Annotated in this window: 15 protein-coding genes and 1 tRNA gene; 11 read left to right on the top strand and 5 right to left on the bottom strand. The window is 72.5% G+C overall.

Annotated features, from left to right (window positions below; genetic code table 11):
* Positions 1-45 precede the first annotated feature (45 nt).
* Positions 46-2280 carry a transglycosylase domain-containing protein gene (locus ACFW3D_RS29265; RefSeq protein WP_500508941.1) on the bottom strand — a complete coding sequence of 745 codons (2235 nt, stop codon included), beginning with the start codon at positions 2278-2280 and terminating at the stop codon, positions 46-48.
* Positions 2281-2552: 272 nt separating this feature from the next.
* On the opposite strand from ACFW3D_RS29265, the gene ACFW3D_RS29260 reads away from it, so the two are divergent.
* The 3 genes from ACFW3D_RS29260 to ACFW3D_RS29250 are packed head-to-tail and all read left to right on the top strand — an operon-like array spanning position 2553 to position 5126.
* Positions 2553-3353 (top strand): ABC transporter permease, encoded by an 801-nt coding sequence (locus tag ACFW3D_RS29260; RefSeq protein WP_500508938.1) that lies wholly within the window; start codon positions 2553-2555, stop codon positions 3351-3353.
* Positions 3346-4149, top strand: coding sequence for an ABC transporter permease (locus ACFW3D_RS29255; protein ID WP_500508936.1), 804 nt, complete (start codon positions 3346-3348; stop codon positions 4147-4149). The genes ACFW3D_RS29260 and ACFW3D_RS29255 overlap by 8 nt, the downstream gene beginning before the upstream one ends.
* Positions 4149-5126, top strand: coding sequence for an ABC transporter ATP-binding protein (locus tag ACFW3D_RS29250; protein ID WP_500508934.1), 978 nt, complete (start codon positions 4149-4151; stop codon positions 5124-5126). Before ACFW3D_RS29255 ends, ACFW3D_RS29250 begins: the two co-directional genes overlap by 1 nt.
* Before the next feature lie 52 nt (positions 5127-5178).
* Here ACFW3D_RS29250 and ACFW3D_RS29245 read toward each other — a convergent pair whose 3' ends face one another.
* Together ACFW3D_RS29245 and ACFW3D_RS29240 are read right to left on the bottom strand one after the other, a co-directional pair.
* Positions 5179-6291 carry an aminotransferase class V-fold PLP-dependent enzyme gene (locus tag ACFW3D_RS29245; RefSeq protein WP_500508932.1) on the bottom strand — a complete coding sequence of 371 codons (1113 nt, stop codon included), beginning with the start codon at positions 6289-6291 and terminating at the stop codon, positions 5179-5181.
* A gap of 25 nt (positions 6292-6316) precedes the next feature.
* Positions 6317-7642 (bottom strand): SGNH/GDSL hydrolase family protein, encoded by a 1326-nt coding sequence (locus ACFW3D_RS29240; RefSeq protein WP_500508929.1) that lies wholly within the window; start codon positions 7640-7642, stop codon positions 6317-6319.
* Positions 7643-7815: 173 nt separating this feature from the next.
* Between ACFW3D_RS29240 and ACFW3D_RS29235 the strand changes: the two genes are divergently transcribed.
* The 8 genes from ACFW3D_RS29235 (at position 7816) to ACFW3D_RS29200 (ending at position 13593) form a co-directional block, all read left to right on the top strand.
* A complete protein-coding gene (locus ACFW3D_RS29235; RefSeq protein ID WP_500508927.1) occupies positions 7816-9123 on the top strand; it encodes a DUF445 domain-containing protein in 1308 nt (435 codons plus the stop codon).
* Positions 9124-9184: 61 nt separating this feature from the next.
* On the top strand, positions 9185-9949 hold the full coding sequence (locus ACFW3D_RS29230) for a class E sortase (RefSeq protein WP_500508925.1): 765 nt from the start codon (positions 9185-9187) through the stop codon (positions 9947-9949).
* A 47-nt stretch (positions 9950-9996) separates the two neighbouring features.
* Positions 9997-10320: a DUF6412 domain-containing protein gene (locus ACFW3D_RS29225; RefSeq protein WP_500508923.1), complete on the top strand. Its 324-nt coding sequence runs from the start codon at positions 9997-9999 to the stop codon at positions 10318-10320.
* 106 nt (positions 10321-10426) lie between these two features.
* Positions 10427-11098 carry a YidC/Oxa1 family membrane protein insertase gene (locus tag ACFW3D_RS29220; RefSeq protein WP_500508921.1) on the top strand — a complete coding sequence of 224 codons (672 nt, stop codon included), beginning with the start codon at positions 10427-10429 and terminating at the stop codon, positions 11096-11098.
* Positions 11099-11156: 58 nt separating this feature from the next.
* Positions 11157-12014, top strand: a complete 858-nt coding sequence (locus tag ACFW3D_RS29215; protein WP_500508918.1) for a fumarylacetoacetate hydrolase family protein — start codon at positions 11157-11159, stop codon at positions 12012-12014.
* A gap of 137 nt (positions 12015-12151) precedes the next feature.
* Positions 12152-12793, top strand: a complete 642-nt coding sequence (locus ACFW3D_RS29210; protein WP_500508916.1) for an HNH endonuclease signature motif containing protein — start codon at positions 12152-12154, stop codon at positions 12791-12793.
* Complete coding sequence (locus ACFW3D_RS29205) at positions 12790-13458, top strand: HNH endonuclease signature motif containing protein (RefSeq protein WP_500508914.1); 669 nt, start codon at positions 12790-12792, stop codon at positions 13456-13458. Before ACFW3D_RS29210 ends, ACFW3D_RS29205 begins: the two co-directional genes overlap by 4 nt.
* Positions 13459-13506: 48 nt before the next feature.
* Positions 13507-13593, top strand: a tRNA-Leu gene (locus ACFW3D_RS29200).
* 52 nt (positions 13594-13645) lie between these two features.
* On the opposite strand, the gene rdgB is transcribed toward ACFW3D_RS29200, so the two are convergent.
* Together rdgB and ACFW3D_RS29190 are read right to left on the bottom strand one after the other, a co-directional pair.
* Complete coding sequence (rdgB, locus tag ACFW3D_RS29195; protein ID WP_500508913.1) at positions 13646-14254, bottom strand: RdgB/HAM1 family non-canonical purine NTP pyrophosphatase; 609 nt, start codon at positions 14252-14254, stop codon at positions 13646-13648.
* 15 nt (positions 14255-14269) lie between these two features.
* A complete protein-coding gene (locus ACFW3D_RS29190) occupies positions 14270-14665 on the bottom strand; it encodes a hypothetical protein (RefSeq protein WP_500508910.1) in 396 nt (131 codons plus the stop codon).
* Positions 14666-14714: the final 49 nt, after the last annotated feature.

The following is a 14714-nucleotide window of genomic DNA, read 5'->3' as shown; positions in this document are numbered from 1 at the left end:
CCGCCGGGCAAGTCCCCGGCGGCGCCCGGTCCGTACCCACGGGGCCTACGGGAAGTCGTCCCCGCCGCCCGGATCGCCGTCGAGGCCGCCGATGGGCAGCCCGCCGGTCTCGGTGCCGCCGTCCTCGCCGGGGCTGGGCGGACCGCTGGGGCCGGTCGGCTCCTCACTGGCGGGCGGCTCCTCCGTGCCGGGCGGCTCGGAGGACTCCGGCGGGGCCGTCACGGTCGGCGGGGCCGTGGTGGCCGGCGGGGCGGAACTGGCCGGCGGGGCGGTGGTGGCCGGCGGGGCCTGGGCCCCCGGCTCCAGCCGCAGCTTGAAGTTCTTCGCCGGCTTCCCCTTCAGGGCGTCGGCCGTGTACTGGGCCCAGATCTGCGTGGGGTAGCCGCCACCGTTGACGCGGGACAGCCCCGTGGTGCCGTACAGCTTCTTCTGGGCGCCGGTCTGGGAGTCCTGCCCCATGACGGCGACGACGGTGGCCAGGTCCGGGGTGTAGCCGGCGAACCAGGCCGCCTTGTCCTCCTCCATCGTGCCGGTCTTGCCCGCGGCGGGCCGGCCCGCGGCCTGCGCGGCGGTGGCGGTGCCGCCCCGGACCACCGAGCGCAGGATGGAGGTCGTGGTGTCGGCGGCCTCGCGGTGGATCGCCTGCGTGGGCCGGCGGGTGGGCAGCTGCACCTCCTGCCCGTTCTTGGTGATCTTCAGCACCATGGTGTACGGCACGTACCGGCCGTGGTTGGCGAGCGTCGCGTAGGTCTGCGCCATGTCCAGCGGGCTCGCCGTCATCGTGCCGAGCGCCATCGCCGGGCTGGTCACCAGCTTCACCTTCTCCGGCATGCCCAGCGCGCGCACCGTGTCGTTGACCTTGCCCGGGCCGACGTCCTGCGCCATCTGGGCGTAGACCGAGTTCACGGACTTGTCCATGGCGTTGGTCACCGTGATCGACCCGTAGGAGACGTCGTCCTCGTTCGCCGGGGCGTAGCCGGTGGGGCCGTCGGGCCCGATGACCTCGCGCTTGTTCCGGCCGTCGTAGACGGTGTACGGGGTGATGCGCCGGCCGCTCTGGGTGGTGGAGTCGTTCTGCACGGCGGAGGCGAAGATGAACGGCTTGAAGGTGGAGCCCACCTGGTAGTCGGAGCGGGTCGCGTTGTTGACGAACTGCTTGGTGAAGTCGACGCCGCCGTACATCGCGACGACGTTGCCGCTGGCCGGGTCGATGGACGCCCCGCCGACCCGCACGTACTTGTCGGCCTTGTGCACCTTCGGCTTGAGCTTGTCGAGCAGCTGCTCCTCGGCCGCCTCGACGAAGGCCTTCTCCTTCTTGCGGTCGATGGTGGTGGTGATGCGGTAACCGCCGGAGCGCAGCGTCTCCTCGTCCAGGATCTTCGCCCCGTACAGGTAGTCCTTGACGGCCTCGAGGAGGTAGCCGCGCTGGCCGGACATCCCGGTGGCGGCCTTGGCCTTGTGCGGCTTCGGGAACTCCAGCCCGGCGCGCTCGCCCTGGCTCAGCCAGCCCTCCTTGACCATGCCGTCCAGCACGTAGTCCCAGCGGGCCTCGGCCTTGGCCTTGTTCTCCGGGTGGGCCACGATGTCGTACTCGCTGGGCGCGTTGAGCAGGGTCGCCAGGTACGCGCCCTCGGCGGCGTCGAGTTCGTCGGCGTCCTTGCCGAAGTAGGCCTGGGCGGCGGCCTGGATGCCGTAGGCGTTGCGGCCGTAGTAGCTGGTGTTGAGGTACCCCTCGAGGATCTCCTCCTTGGTCTTCTCGCGGTCCAGCTTGATCGCGATGAAGAACTCCTTGGCCTTGCGGACCGCCGTCTGCTCCTGGTTGAGGTAGTAGTTCTTGACGTACTGCTGGGTGATCGTCGAACCGGACTGCTTGCCCTTGCCGGTGACCGTGTTCCACCCCGCGCGCAGCATCGCCTTCGGACTGACCGCGGACTCGTGGTAGAAGTTGCGGTCCTCGGCGGCGAGGGTGGCGTGCTGGGCGACCTCGGACACCTGGGCCAGGCCCACGTTCTCGCGGTTGACCGCGCCGTCACGGACCAGCTGGCTGCCGTCGGAGTACAGGTAGACGTTGCTCTGCGCGACCGCGCCCGCGTTCGCCTTGGGGATGTCGACCAGCTGGTAGCCGATGATGAACGCCCCCGCGCACGCCAGCACGACCAACAGGAACGTGCCGAGCACCGCGCGCCAGCTCGGGATCAGTCGGCGGGCACCGGTGCGCTTCGGCTTCTTGCCGGAGGGCCGGTTCTCCCAGCCGCCGGGCGAAGCGTTGCTGCTGCTCATGTCTGTACTGACTCCTCCGCGGCCGCCGAGGGTTGTGCCGCGGCGGGAACATCTTGGGTCAATCGTGCCGTACGACCCGGCGGACACTCTCCCACCATCAGGACAAAAGGGGTCATCGCTGTGCATCCGTGACAAGCCTGTGACAGGCCGAAAGCGTGACGCCCTCCACCCCGCCGGGTGAAAACTCCGTGGCACCCGGCTGTCACCGCGAGTAAGGTCGGGCGCTTGCGCGCGAACGGGCGGACCCGTTCCCCACACCGGGAGGAGGGACCATGCACCTGTACGCGACCGTGGCGGCGAGCGGCTTCCGGCGCCACGCCACGTACCGGGTGGCCACCGCGGCCGGTGTCTTCACCAACACCGTCTTCGGCTTCATCACGGCATACACCTACATCGCCCTCTGGCACGAACGGCCCCACCTCGGGGGCTACGACCAGTCCATGGCGTTGACGTACGTCTGGATCGGCCAGGCGCTGTTCGCGACGTCCTCCCTCATGGGCGGCGGGTTCCAGGACGAACTGATCGAACGCGTCCGCAGCGGCGACATCGCCGTCGACCTGCACCGCCCCGCCGACCTGCAGGCCTGGTGGCTCGCCGCCGACCTCGGCCGGGCCGGCTACCAGCTGCTCGCCCGCGGCGCGGTGCCCATGGCCTGCGGCGCCCTCGCCTTCGACCTCGCCCTCCCCGCCTCCCCCGCCACGTGGGCCTGCTTCCTGCTGTCGGTCGCCCTCGGGGTCGTCGTCAGCTTCGCCCTGCGCTACCTCGTCGTCCTCAGCGTCTTCTGGCTCATGGACGGCACCGGGATCGTCGCCGTCTCCGGCCTGACCACGCTCTTCTTCTCCGGCATGCTGCTGCCCCTCAACGCCTTCCCCGGCGACCTCGCCGCGATCGCCCTGCGGCTGCCCTGGTCGGCGCTGCTGCAGGTCCCCGCCGACATCCTGCTCGGCCGGCACACCGGCGCCGGCCTCGCCGCCGCCCTGGCCTTCCAGGCCGCCTGGGCGGTGCTCCTGCTCGGCGCAGGACGGCTGCTGCAGTCCGCGGCCACCCGCAAGGTGGTGGTCCAGGGTGGCTGAGGCACTGCGCGCCTACGGGCTGATCGTGTGGATGTGGACCCGCTCGGCCCTGACGTACCGGGCGTCGTTCGTGATGACCGTGGCCGTCAACTTCGCCGCCACCGGGCTGGACTTCCTCGCGATCCTGCTGATGTTCTCCCAGGTCGACCGGCTCGGCGGCTTCTCCCTGCCCGAGGTCGCCTTCCTCTACGGCACCGCCGGCACCGCCTTCGGCCTCGCCGACCTCGCCCTGGGGAGCATGGAACGGCTCGGCGGCCGGGTCCGCGACGGCACACTCGACACCCTCCTGGTGCGGCCCGTGCCCGTCCTGGCCCAGGTCGCCGCCGACCGCTTCGCGCTGCGCCGGATCGGCCGCATCGTCCAGGGACTGCTCGTCCTGGGCTGGTCCGTGAGCCGTCTGGACCTGCACTGGACCGCCCTTGACCTGGTGCTGCTGCCGGTGATGGTGCTCAGCGGCGCCGGGATCTTCGGCGCGGTCTTCGTCGCCGGCGCGGCCTTCCAGTTCTGGGCCGGCGACGCCTCGGAGGTGCAGAACTCCTTCACCTACGGCGGTGCCACCCTGCTGCAGTACCCGCCGACGGTGTTCGCGAAGGAACTCGTGCGCGGCGTCACCTTCGTGGTGCCGCTCGCCTTCGTCAACTGGCTGCCCGCGCTGCGCATCCTGGGCCGCCGGGACCCCCTTGGCCTGCCCGGCTGGGTGGACTTCGCCCCGCCCCTGGTCGCCGTCGCCTGCTGCGCCCTGGCCGGCGCCGCCTGGCGGGCGGGCCTTCGTTCGTACCGGAGCACCGGGAGCTGATGCCCGACATGACCGCCCTCATCGAACTCGACCGCGTCGAGAAGGTCTTCGACGTGCGCCGCCGCACCGGCCTGCTGCGCAGGGAGCGCCGGCAGGTGCGCGCCGTGGACGGCATCACCTTCACCGTCCCCGCCGGCCAGGTGGTCGGCTACATCGGGCCCAACGGCGCCGGCAAGTCCACCACCGTCAAAATGCTCACGGGCATCCTCACCCCCAGCGGCGGCCGGCTGCGCGTCGCCGGCATCGACCCCTCCCGCGAACGCACCAGGCTCGCCCGCCGCATCGGCGTCGTCTTCGGGCAGCGCACCACCTTGTGGTGGGACCTGCCGCTGCGCGACTCCTACGAACTCGTGCGCCGCATGTACCGCATCGACACCGCCCGCTACCGCCGCAACCTCGACCGCTGCGTCGCCCTGCTCGACCTCGCGCCGCTCCTGGACGTCCCCGTACGGCAGCTCTCGCTCGGCCAGCGCATGCGCGGCGACATCGCCGCGGCGCTCCTGCACGACCCCGAGGTGCTCTACCTCGACGAGCCGACCATCGGGCTCGACGTCGTCAGCAAGGCGAAGGTCCGCGCGTTCCTGCGGGCCGTCAACACCGAGCAGGGCACCACCGTGCTGCTCACCACCCACGACCTCACCGACATCGAGCAGTTGTGCGGCCGCGTCATGGTCATCGACCACGGCCGCCTGGTGTACGACGGCGGCCTCGACGGACTGCACGCCGCCGGCGACAGCGAGCGCACCCTCGTCGTCGACTTCGAACGCGAGCTGCCACCGGTGGAACTCCCGGGCGCCCGCTGCGAACGCGTCGAAGGCGCCCGGCAGTGGATCGCCTTCCCCGCGGCCGCCAGCGCGGCACCCCTGGTCGCCGAGCTCGCCGCCCGGCACGGCGTCGTCGACCTGTCGGTGCGCGAACCCGCCATCGAGGACGTCATCGCCCGCATGTACGCCGCGAGCAGCACCGCCCCCGCGTGACGTCACGCGGCCGCGGGACGCGGGCCGGGCAAGGCGGTCCCGCCCCGGAAGGTCAGCGCAGCGAGGCCAGCGCCGCGCGCACCCGCTCCACCGCGCCCGCGGTGGTCGACGCGTGCGCCGACAGCCGGACGGAGTCCGCCCGCACCGACGGGGTCACCCCGTGCTCGTGGAGCGCCTTGGCGATCCGGGCCGGGTCCACGTCCGGCACCGCGAAGGACACGATGCCCGCACGCTCGGCGCGCGCCACCGGGGACAGCACCTCCCCGCCGGCCGAACGGACCACGTCGATCAGCTCGTCGACCCGGCGCGCGACGTGCCCCTCGATCGCGGCCACCCCGACGCCCTCGACCAGCTCCAGCGCCGCCGCGAAGGCCGCCGCCGTCACGGGGCTCAGATTGGTGATGCTCCAGCGCAGCGCGTCCGGCGCGACCGGGTGCTCGGTGTCGTCGAAGACGGCGACGTCCTCGACCCCGGTCCACCCCGTCAGCGTGGGCTCCAGCCGCTCCAGGGCCCGGTCCGACAGCGCCGCGAACCCGGTCGCCCAGCTGGCCCGCAGCCACTTCTGGCCGCCGGCCACGACCACGTCCGCCGCCTGCCACGGCAGCTCGACGACGCCGAACGCCTGCATCGCGTCGACCACGAGCAGCCGGTCCCCGACGACCTCGCGCAGCGCCGCGAGGTCGGCCCGGTAGCCGGTGCGGAAGTCCACCGCGCTGACCGAGACCGCCACCACGTCGTCCGTGAGCGCCTCGCGCACCGCGTCCGGCGTCGGCGCGCCGTCCAGCCAGCGCGGCACCGCCCGGCCCAGGGCGGCCGTGCGCCGCCACGGGTAGTGGTTGGCGGGGAAGTCCGCCGACGGCACCAGGACGGCACCGCCGGGCACGCCGAAAGCGGCGTGGAAGATCCCGGTGGAGGCGTTGGGCAGCAGCCCCACGTGCCCGGTGTCCGTGCCCGCCAGCCGGCCCGCCGCGGCCCGCGCCCGGGGCTCGGCCAGCATCAGGTCGTTGACGGTGGTGTGGTCGGCCTCCGCCGACGCCGCCAGGGCGGCCGCCGTGGCGTCCAGGACGTCCCGCGAGGGCGGGCCGTAACGGGCGAAGTCCAGGTAGCCCTCGGGCTCGCCGAAGTGCTCGGCGTAGCCGGTCAGCCCGCCCGCGTGGTCCGTCATGGGTGTCGCCGTCCGTCCGTACTCGTCACACCTTGGCCGCCGCGCCGCCCTTGAGCAGCGACAACTGCACAGTCTCCGCCATCCGCAGATAGCCGGCGTCACTGGGGTGCAGGTGGTCGCCGGAGTCGTAGGCGGGCAGCAGCGCGCTGGGACGGTTCGGGTCCCGCAGCGCCCGGTCGAAGTCGATCACCTCGTCGAACACCGTGCCCGCCCGGATCGCGGCGTTCACCTGCTGCCGCACCGCCTCGGTGTGCGTGCTGAAGCCCGCGCGTCCCGCGCACGGGGTCAGCGTGGCGCCCAGCACCCGCAGCCCGCGCTCGTGGGCGCGCGCAACGATCTCCTGCAGTCCGGAGAGGATCTCCTGCGCGCCGGTCCGCTGCGGCGGCCGCATCACGTCGTTGATGCCCAGCTCGACGACGAGCGTGCGGACGCCGGGCTGGGAGAGCGCGTCGCGTTCGAGGCGGCTCACGCCGCTGGGATTGCTGCCGTCCTCGCCGTCGCGCAACACCCGGTTGCCGCTGATCCCCTGGTTGAGGACGCCGAGCCGCAACCCGCTGTCGCCGGCACCGCGCAGCCGCGCCGCCAGACGGTCCGGCCAGCGGTGGTTCGCCCCCGGGGTGGAGGTGATGCCGTCCGTGATCGAGTCGCCGAACAGCACCACCGACCCGGTCGCCTGCCGCGTGAAGACGTCCACCCCCGTCACGTAACGCCAGTACGGGGTCCGCGTGGTGTACGCGGCGCCGTCGGTCCGCGCGGCACGCTCGCCGTACGCCATGAACGAGGTCTGCCGCGCCCACGGGTGGTACGTCACCGGCCCCGAGGCCCGCGGGGTGTAGATCGTCACCAGCAGGTCCGCCGCCTGCGGAACCGCCAGTTGCACGGGATCGCTGACGAGGTCGCCGCCCGCGGGGATCCGCACCGACGTCCGCCCGCCGAAGGTCAGCGAGCGCATCGTGCCGCGCGCCGCGGCGGGCGACCCCGGTGCCGCCGCGACGGCGACCGTCGCCCGGCCGACCAGCAGCGGCGTCCGGCCGAAGAGGTTGGAGAGGTGGATGCGCGCCGAGGTGCCGCCGACGCTGGTGTGCACCACGTTGCGGATCGACCACCCCGCGTAGCCGTCCGGCACGTTCGGCTCACCCCCGGCCGGGGACGTCGACCAGGTGCCCACCCAGGTACCGGAAGCCGCGGGCGCGGCCTGGTTGGGGACGCCGGGCAGTCCGGCCGCCGCCACGGACCTCCCTGACCGGCCGGCGAAGTCGCTGCTGCTGGCGGTGACGAAGATCGCGGCGGAGATGACCACGACGAGCGCGACAATTCCGGCGAGCAGTGCATAACCCGTCGATCTGGCCATGCGGTGCTTCACTCCTGGGATCAAAGGGCGGGAAACCGGCGCGATCCGCTGCCGCCATGATCCCATGGAGGCGTCGGGCCTGCCCGTCTGCATTGTCGGACGCCGGGAACCAGTTGTGCGTTCCACTCGATGAGTGTGGTGTGGACGATACGCGGAAGGAGTGGATGCGGCGGATGGAAACGGCTCCGGTGACCGGAACGGACCAAGACCCGACTCCGGTGTTCTCGTACAGCCCCGCCGACGAGGGCCGGCGACGCGGCGTACGACGCATGAAGGTGATCGCCACCGGCCTGCTGCTGGTGGCCACGGCCGTCTACGCGCTGGCCAAGTGGGCCGAGTCGGCGGGGGCCGGCGGATGGTCCGGCTACGTCGCGGCCGCCGCCGAGGCGGGCATGGTCGGCGCGCTCGCCGACTGGTTCGCGGTGACCGCGCTGTTCCGCAGACCGCTCGGCCTGCCCATCCCGCACACCGCGATCATCCCCACGAAGAAGGACGCGCTCGGCCGCACCCTCGGCGACTTCGTCGGCGAGAACTTCCTCTCCCCGCAGGTCGTCCGCACGCGGCTGCGCAAGGTCGGCATCGCCCGGCGGCTCGGCGCCTGGCTGGAACACCCCGAGCACGCCGACCGCGTCACCGAACAGGGCGCGGCCGCGCTGCGCGGCGCCCTGACCGTGCTGCGCGACTCCGACGTCCAGGCCGTGGTCGGCGAGGCCATCACCCGCCGCGCCGACGCCCAGGAGATCGCCCCTGGCATGGGGAAGATGCTCGAGCGCGTGGTCGCCGACGGCGGGCACCGGAGGGTGGTCGACCTGGTCTGCGTCCGGGCGCACGACTGGCTGGTCGAGCACGCCGACTCGGTGATGCACGCCGTCCAGGAGGGCGCCCCCGGCTGGACCCCGCGCTTCGTGGACCGCCGGGTCGGCGAACGCGTCTACAAGGAACTCGTGCGCTTCACCGCAGAGATGCGGGACATGCCCGAGCACCCCGCCCGCGGGGCGATCGACCGCTTCCTGGCCGACTTCGCCGGCGAGCTGCAGTCCGACCCGGACACCCGGGCCCGCGTCGAGCGGCTCAAGAAGGACCTGATCGCCCGCAACGAGGTCCAGGACCTCATCGAGTCCGCGTGGGGCTCGGTCCGCGGCATGATCGTCGCCGCCGCCGAGGACGAGCGCAGCGAGCTGCGGCTGCGCGCCCGGGCCTCGCTGCTGTCGCTGGGCGCGCGGATGACGGAGGACCCCCGGCTGACCGCCAAGATCGACGGCTGGCTGGAGGACGCCGCCACGTACGTGGTCACCACCTACCGCGACGAGATCACCGCGCTGATCACCGACACCATCGCCGGCTGGGACCCCGAGCAGACCACCCGCAAGATCGAGGCCAACGTCGGGCGCGACCTGCAGTTCATCCGGATCAACGGCACCGTCGTGGGCGCCCTGGCGGGCCTGGTCATCTACACCGTCTCCCGGCTCCTCGCGGGGTAGCCGGGAGACGGGCGGGGCCGCGACCCTGGGAATCTGACGCGGCGTCATCTACCGTGCCGGCATGCCCACCCGCACCCCCGCCCCGCCGCGCTGGCAGGGACGCGCGCTGTGGGGCGCCGGCGAAGCCGCCCTCACCCTCGGCGCCGTCCTGCTGCTGCTCGTCGCCCACCAGCTGTGGTGGACCAACCTGCGGGCACACGCCGCCGCCACGGACCGGGTGAACACCCTCGAACGGCAATGGGACCGCGCCGGAACCCCCGGCACACCCACCCCCGAGACATCGGACCAATCCGCGGCCGCCGGCCGCCCCGCCCCCAGGAGCCGGCCACCCACCGGCGGCACCCGAACCGCCACCCGCACCGCCACCCCGCGGCCCTCCCAGACCTACGCCGTCCTCCGCATCCCCCGCATCGGCGTCACCGCCCCCATCGCGGAAGGCATCAGCCGCGCCAAGGTCCTCAACCACGGATACGCCGGCCACTACCCGCACACCGCCCAGCCGGGACAGCCCGGCAACTTCGCCCTCGCCGGCCACCGCAACACCCACGGCGAACCCTTCCGCCGCATCGACCGGCTCCGCCCCGGCGACACCCTCGTCGTCGAGACCGCCACCACCCGCTACACCTACGTCGTCCAGCAGACCGTCCCCCGCACCACCCCCTCCGACGGCACCGTCATCGCACCCGTCCCCCACAGCACCGTCCACCCCCGCCGGCACATGACCGGCCCCGGCCGCTACATCACCCTCACCACCTGCACCCCCGAGTTCACCTCCACCCACCGCCTCGTCGTCTGGGGCGGACTCGCCGCCGCGGAACCACGCTGACCCCCCGTACGTCATCCCCTCCGGAACGAACGGAAGGAGCAGCCCCCGTGATCCGCAGCACCGCACGCAGCACCGCCGCAGCCACACGCCTGCACGGCGCCGCGCTCCTGCTCCTGCTCACCGGGCTCCTGCTCACCCACACCGGCCTCACCGCCACCGTCGCCGCCGCCGCGACCACCGCCGCGCTCGCCCTCCTGCTCGGCAGCGCCCTCCGCCTCGCGGCCACCGCACCCCCCGTCCCCCGCGGACGCGTCCGCACCGCGCTGCGCGACCGGGAACGCCGCACCGCCTTCCTCCCCCAGCGCGACCCCGACGCCTCCGGCCGCCCACGCCCCAGGGCCCCCGGCCGCCCCCTCCCGACGGCCGCCTAGGGGCAACACCACCGCCACCGCACCCCGGCACCCGCTGCCCCACCGCGCCCCGTCACGCCGCGCCCAGCCCACCGGCACGACGACACCCGCGGAGGGTCCCACCCCCATGTCCGTGTTCACGCACGCCCTGCTCGCCCTCACCGACACCCTCACCCCCCTCACCGGACGCGCGGCCGCACCCGCCGCCGCGATCGTCCTCGTCACCCTCCTCGTACGCCTCGCCCTCCACCCCCTCGCCCGCGCCGCCGCCCGCGGCGAGAAGGCCCGCGCCGCCCTCGCCCCACGCGTCGCCGAACTGCGCCGCAAGCACGCGCACGACCCGCAGGAACTCCAGCGCGCCCTCACCCGCCTCTACACCGGCGAAGGCGCCTCCCCCTTCGCCGGCATCCTGCCGACCCTCCTCCAGCTCCCCGCCTTCTTCGTCCTCTACCACGCCTCCTCCACCGCCGAGATCGCCGACGCCCGGACCGGCGCCCTGCACGCCGCGGTCCTCGTCACGGTCGCCGCCGTCGCCTACTGGTCCTACCGCCGCGCCCGCAAGACCGCCCCCGACGCCGAGGGCCTCGCCAAGCACCTCCCCCTGCTCTCCTTCGGCACCCTGATCACCGCCGCGATCGTCCCCCCGGCCGCCGGGCTCTACATCGCCACCTCGACCGCCTGGACCGCCGCCGAACGCGCCTGGCTCCACCGTCCACACCATGGTCAAGGGGTTGCGGACGCCACCCCCGCCGCTGGAGGATCAACCAAGACCTCCGATGACCGCCCCCATCGGACATGACCAGGAACACGACCACGGACATGACCAACGCCACCCCCGACCACACCCGGAGAGTCTTGTGAAGCTGCTGCGAGTCGGCCCCGCCGGAGCCGAACGCCCGGCCCTGCTCGACCAGGACGGCACCCTGCGCGACCTCACCGCCCTCACCCCCGACATCGACGGCCCCCTGCTCGCCGACGCGGACACCCTCACCCGCATCCGCACCGCGGCCGCCGACGGCACCCTCCCCGCCCTCGACCCCGCCGACCTGCGCACGGGCCCCCCGCTCGCCCGCATCGGCAAGATCGTCTGCATCGGCCTCAACTACCACGACCACGCCCGCGAGACCGGCGCCGCCGTCCCCGAAGAGCCCATCCTCTTCATGAAGGCCCCCGACACCGTCGTCGGCCCCGACGACACCGTCCTCGTCCCCCGCGGCAGCCTCAAGACCGACTGGGAGGTCGAACTCGCCGTCGTCATCGGCCGCGAACTGCGCTACGCCGCCGACGAGGCGGAGGCCCTCGCCGCCGTGGCCGGCTACGCCGTCTCCCACGACGTGTCCGAACGCGCCTTCCAGATCGAGCGCGGCGGCCAGTGGGACAAGGGCAAGAACTGCGAGACCTTCAACCCCCTCGGCCCCTGGCTCGTCACCGCCGACGAGGTCCCCGACCCCCAGGCGCTGGGCCTGCGGCTGTGGGTCAACGGCGACCTCAAGCAGGACGGCACCACGGCCGAGCAGATCTTCCCGGTCGCCGAAGTCGTCCGTTACGTCAGCCAGTTCATGACCCTCTACCCCGGCGACGTCATCAACACCGGCACCCCGGCCGGCGTCGCCCTCGGCCGCCCCGAGCCCAAGCCCTACCTCCGGGCCGGCGACGTCGTCGAGCTCGAGATCGACGGCCTCGGCCACCAGCGCCAGGCCCTCAAGGACGCGTAGCCTCCCCACCCCCGCCGAAGGGCGCCCGGCATGACACGCCGGGCGCCCTTCGGCGTATCCCGGTCGGCGTAACCGTCGTACGAGCGGGTCATTAAAACGTGCGAAAGTGCAACACACGATCGCATGGGGGGATATCAGTGCCCGCAAGCCCCTACACCCGTGAGGTGCTGGCCGAAGCGGCGTCGTCGTCAAGGACGCTGTCCGAGGCCTTGACCAAGCTCGGTCTCGATCCGCGCAGTTCCACGCGGCGGTACATCCAGGACCGGATGAGACGGCTGGGCGTGGACGCCTCGCACTTCGAACGCGAAGGCGGCCGCTGGACCCGTGAACTCCTCGCCGACGCGGTCGCGGTATCGACCAACATGTACGAAGTACTGCGCCACCTGGGAGTGGAAGCCGTCGGGGGCCAGCACACCCACATCAGCCGCCGCGTTCGCGGATTCGGCATCGACACCTCGCATTTCGTCACCAGGCCGCGTGGCACGAGTCGGCGGCACGACGAGATCCTGGTCAGGCAGGAAGCGGGCTCAGCGCGCCGGGTGCACAGTGACCGCCTCAAGCGGGCGATGCTGACCCGGGGCATCGCCGAACGCTGCGCGCTCTGCGGAACCGAGCCCGTGTGGTGCGGCCGGCCGCTGCCCCTGGAGGTCGACCACCTCGACGGCGACTGGCGGGACAACCGCCTGGCCAATCTCCGCCTGCTGTGCCCCAACTGCCACGCGACGACGGACACCTACCGGGGCCGGGGCAAAGGGCGCGACCGGGGCGTGGGCCGTTGAGCGCCGGGACCCCGTACACCCGCGAACTACTCGAGGCGGCAGCGGCACAGTGCCACTCCATGAAGGAGGTCGTGGCATTCCTCGGCAGAACCCCCTACGGAAAGCTGCACCGCTACTTGGAGAAGCGGTTCGATGATTTCGGCGTCGACATCTCCCATTTCCGCAGGCCCACTTCCGGCAGAGGACACAAACGCCCCCGCCCCACGCCCGCGGAACTCCGCACGGCGGTGACCCGCTCCATTTCCGTGGCCGAGACCCTCCGCCGACTTCACCGGCCCGACAACACCCGCACCCGCGCGATGCTGCGCGCGTGGCTGACCGAGGACGGACTGGACACCGGCCACTTCCTGGGACAGGCACACGGCAACAGGAACGGGCGCAAGGCCAAAAAGCCCGCGGCAGCCATCCTGGTCGCCCGCACCGACGGCTACCGCACCAAGGCCGTACTCCTGCGGAGGGCCCTCGCAGAAATCGGCACACCCTCCCGGTGCGCGCAATGCGGCACCGGCGAAAGCTGGCACGGCAGGCCGATGACGCTGGAAGTGGATCACATCAACGGCGACCGGCTGGATGACAGGGCGGAGAACCTGCGCCTGCTCTGCCCGAACTGCCATGCGGTCACCGACACATGGTGCCGAGGGGGCAGACGCACACCGAGCCGGTAAACCGTATGCGATCCCGCAGCCGCCACCCGTTACCATGGGTGGCGGCTAGCGGCGGTGGCGCAACGGCGACGCGGCAGACTTAGGATCTGTGGCCCTTGATCGGGCTTGAGGGTTCGAATCCCTTCCGCCGCACCACTCGTGGCCTGCGAATCCAAGGAATGGATACGCAGGCCACAACCTTACGCACTCACCCCACCAGTTCCCGCACCACCGGCACCAGCGCCCGGAAGGCCTGGCCGCGGTGGCTGATCGCGTTCTTCTCCTCCACGGTGAGTTCGGCGCAGGTCCGGGACTCGCCGAGCGGCTGGAGGATCGGGTCGTAGCCGAAGCCGTTGGTGCCGTGCGGTTCGAAGCGGAGGGTGCCGAGGAGGCGGCCCTCGACGACGCGTTCGGTGCCGTCGGGGAGGGCGAGGGCGGCGGCGCACATGAAGTGGGCGGCGCGGTGGGGGGTGTCGATGTCGGAGAGCTGGGCGAGGAGGAGTTCGAGGTTGGCGCGGTCCTCGCCGTGCTTGCCGGCCCAGCGGGCGGAGAAGATGCCGGGGGCGCCGCCGAGGACGTCGACGCAGAGGCCGGAGTCGTCGGCGACGGCGGGGAGGCCGGTGGCCCGGGCGAGTGCGTGGGCCTTGAGGAGGGCGTTCTCGGCGAAGGTGACGCCGGTCTCGCGGACGTCGGGGACTTCGGGGTAGGCGTCGGCGCCGACGAGCTCCACGCCGAGTCCGGCGTCGGCCAGGATGGCGTGGAGTTCGGCGACCTTGTGGGCGTTGCGGGTGGCGAGGACCAGGCGGGTGTGCGGCATGGTCCGATTATCCCGTCAGCCGGGGGTGCAGACCTTGGAGAGTTCGGATGCGGCGTCGGCGACGGGGGTGATGTCGGGGACGTCGCCGTTCTCGGCGGCCTTCTGTGCGTTCTCGACGGCCTTCTGGAGGTCGCTGACGGCGGTGTTGACGTCGGCGTTGCCGGTCTTGTCGCCGAGGTCGGCGAGGTCGTCGGCGATCTGGTCGAGGGCGTTGGCGGCGTCCTGGGGGCTGTTGCCGGCGTTGTTGACGGCGTCCTGCAGGTTCTGGACGTCGGTGGCGACCTGGGCTGCGACGTTGGCGCAGTCGAGGGCCTTGTCGACGGCGTCGACGGCGCTGCAGCCGATGAGGACGGTGGTGCCGAGGGCGGCCGCGGTGGCGAGCGCCGCGAGGCGGCGGGTGCGTGGGTGCATACCTTTACATACGCACCACGCCGTCCTCAGGTTGCGCTTTCCAGACCTT

The sequence above is a fragment of the Streptomyces sp. NPDC058864 genome (assembly GCF_042742985.1).
Classification (GTDB): Bacteria; Actinomycetota; Actinomycetes; order Streptomycetales; family Streptomycetaceae; genus Actinacidiphila.
Note: the sequence above shows the minus strand (reverse complement) of the source record. Positions and strands in the feature narration are given on the sequence as shown.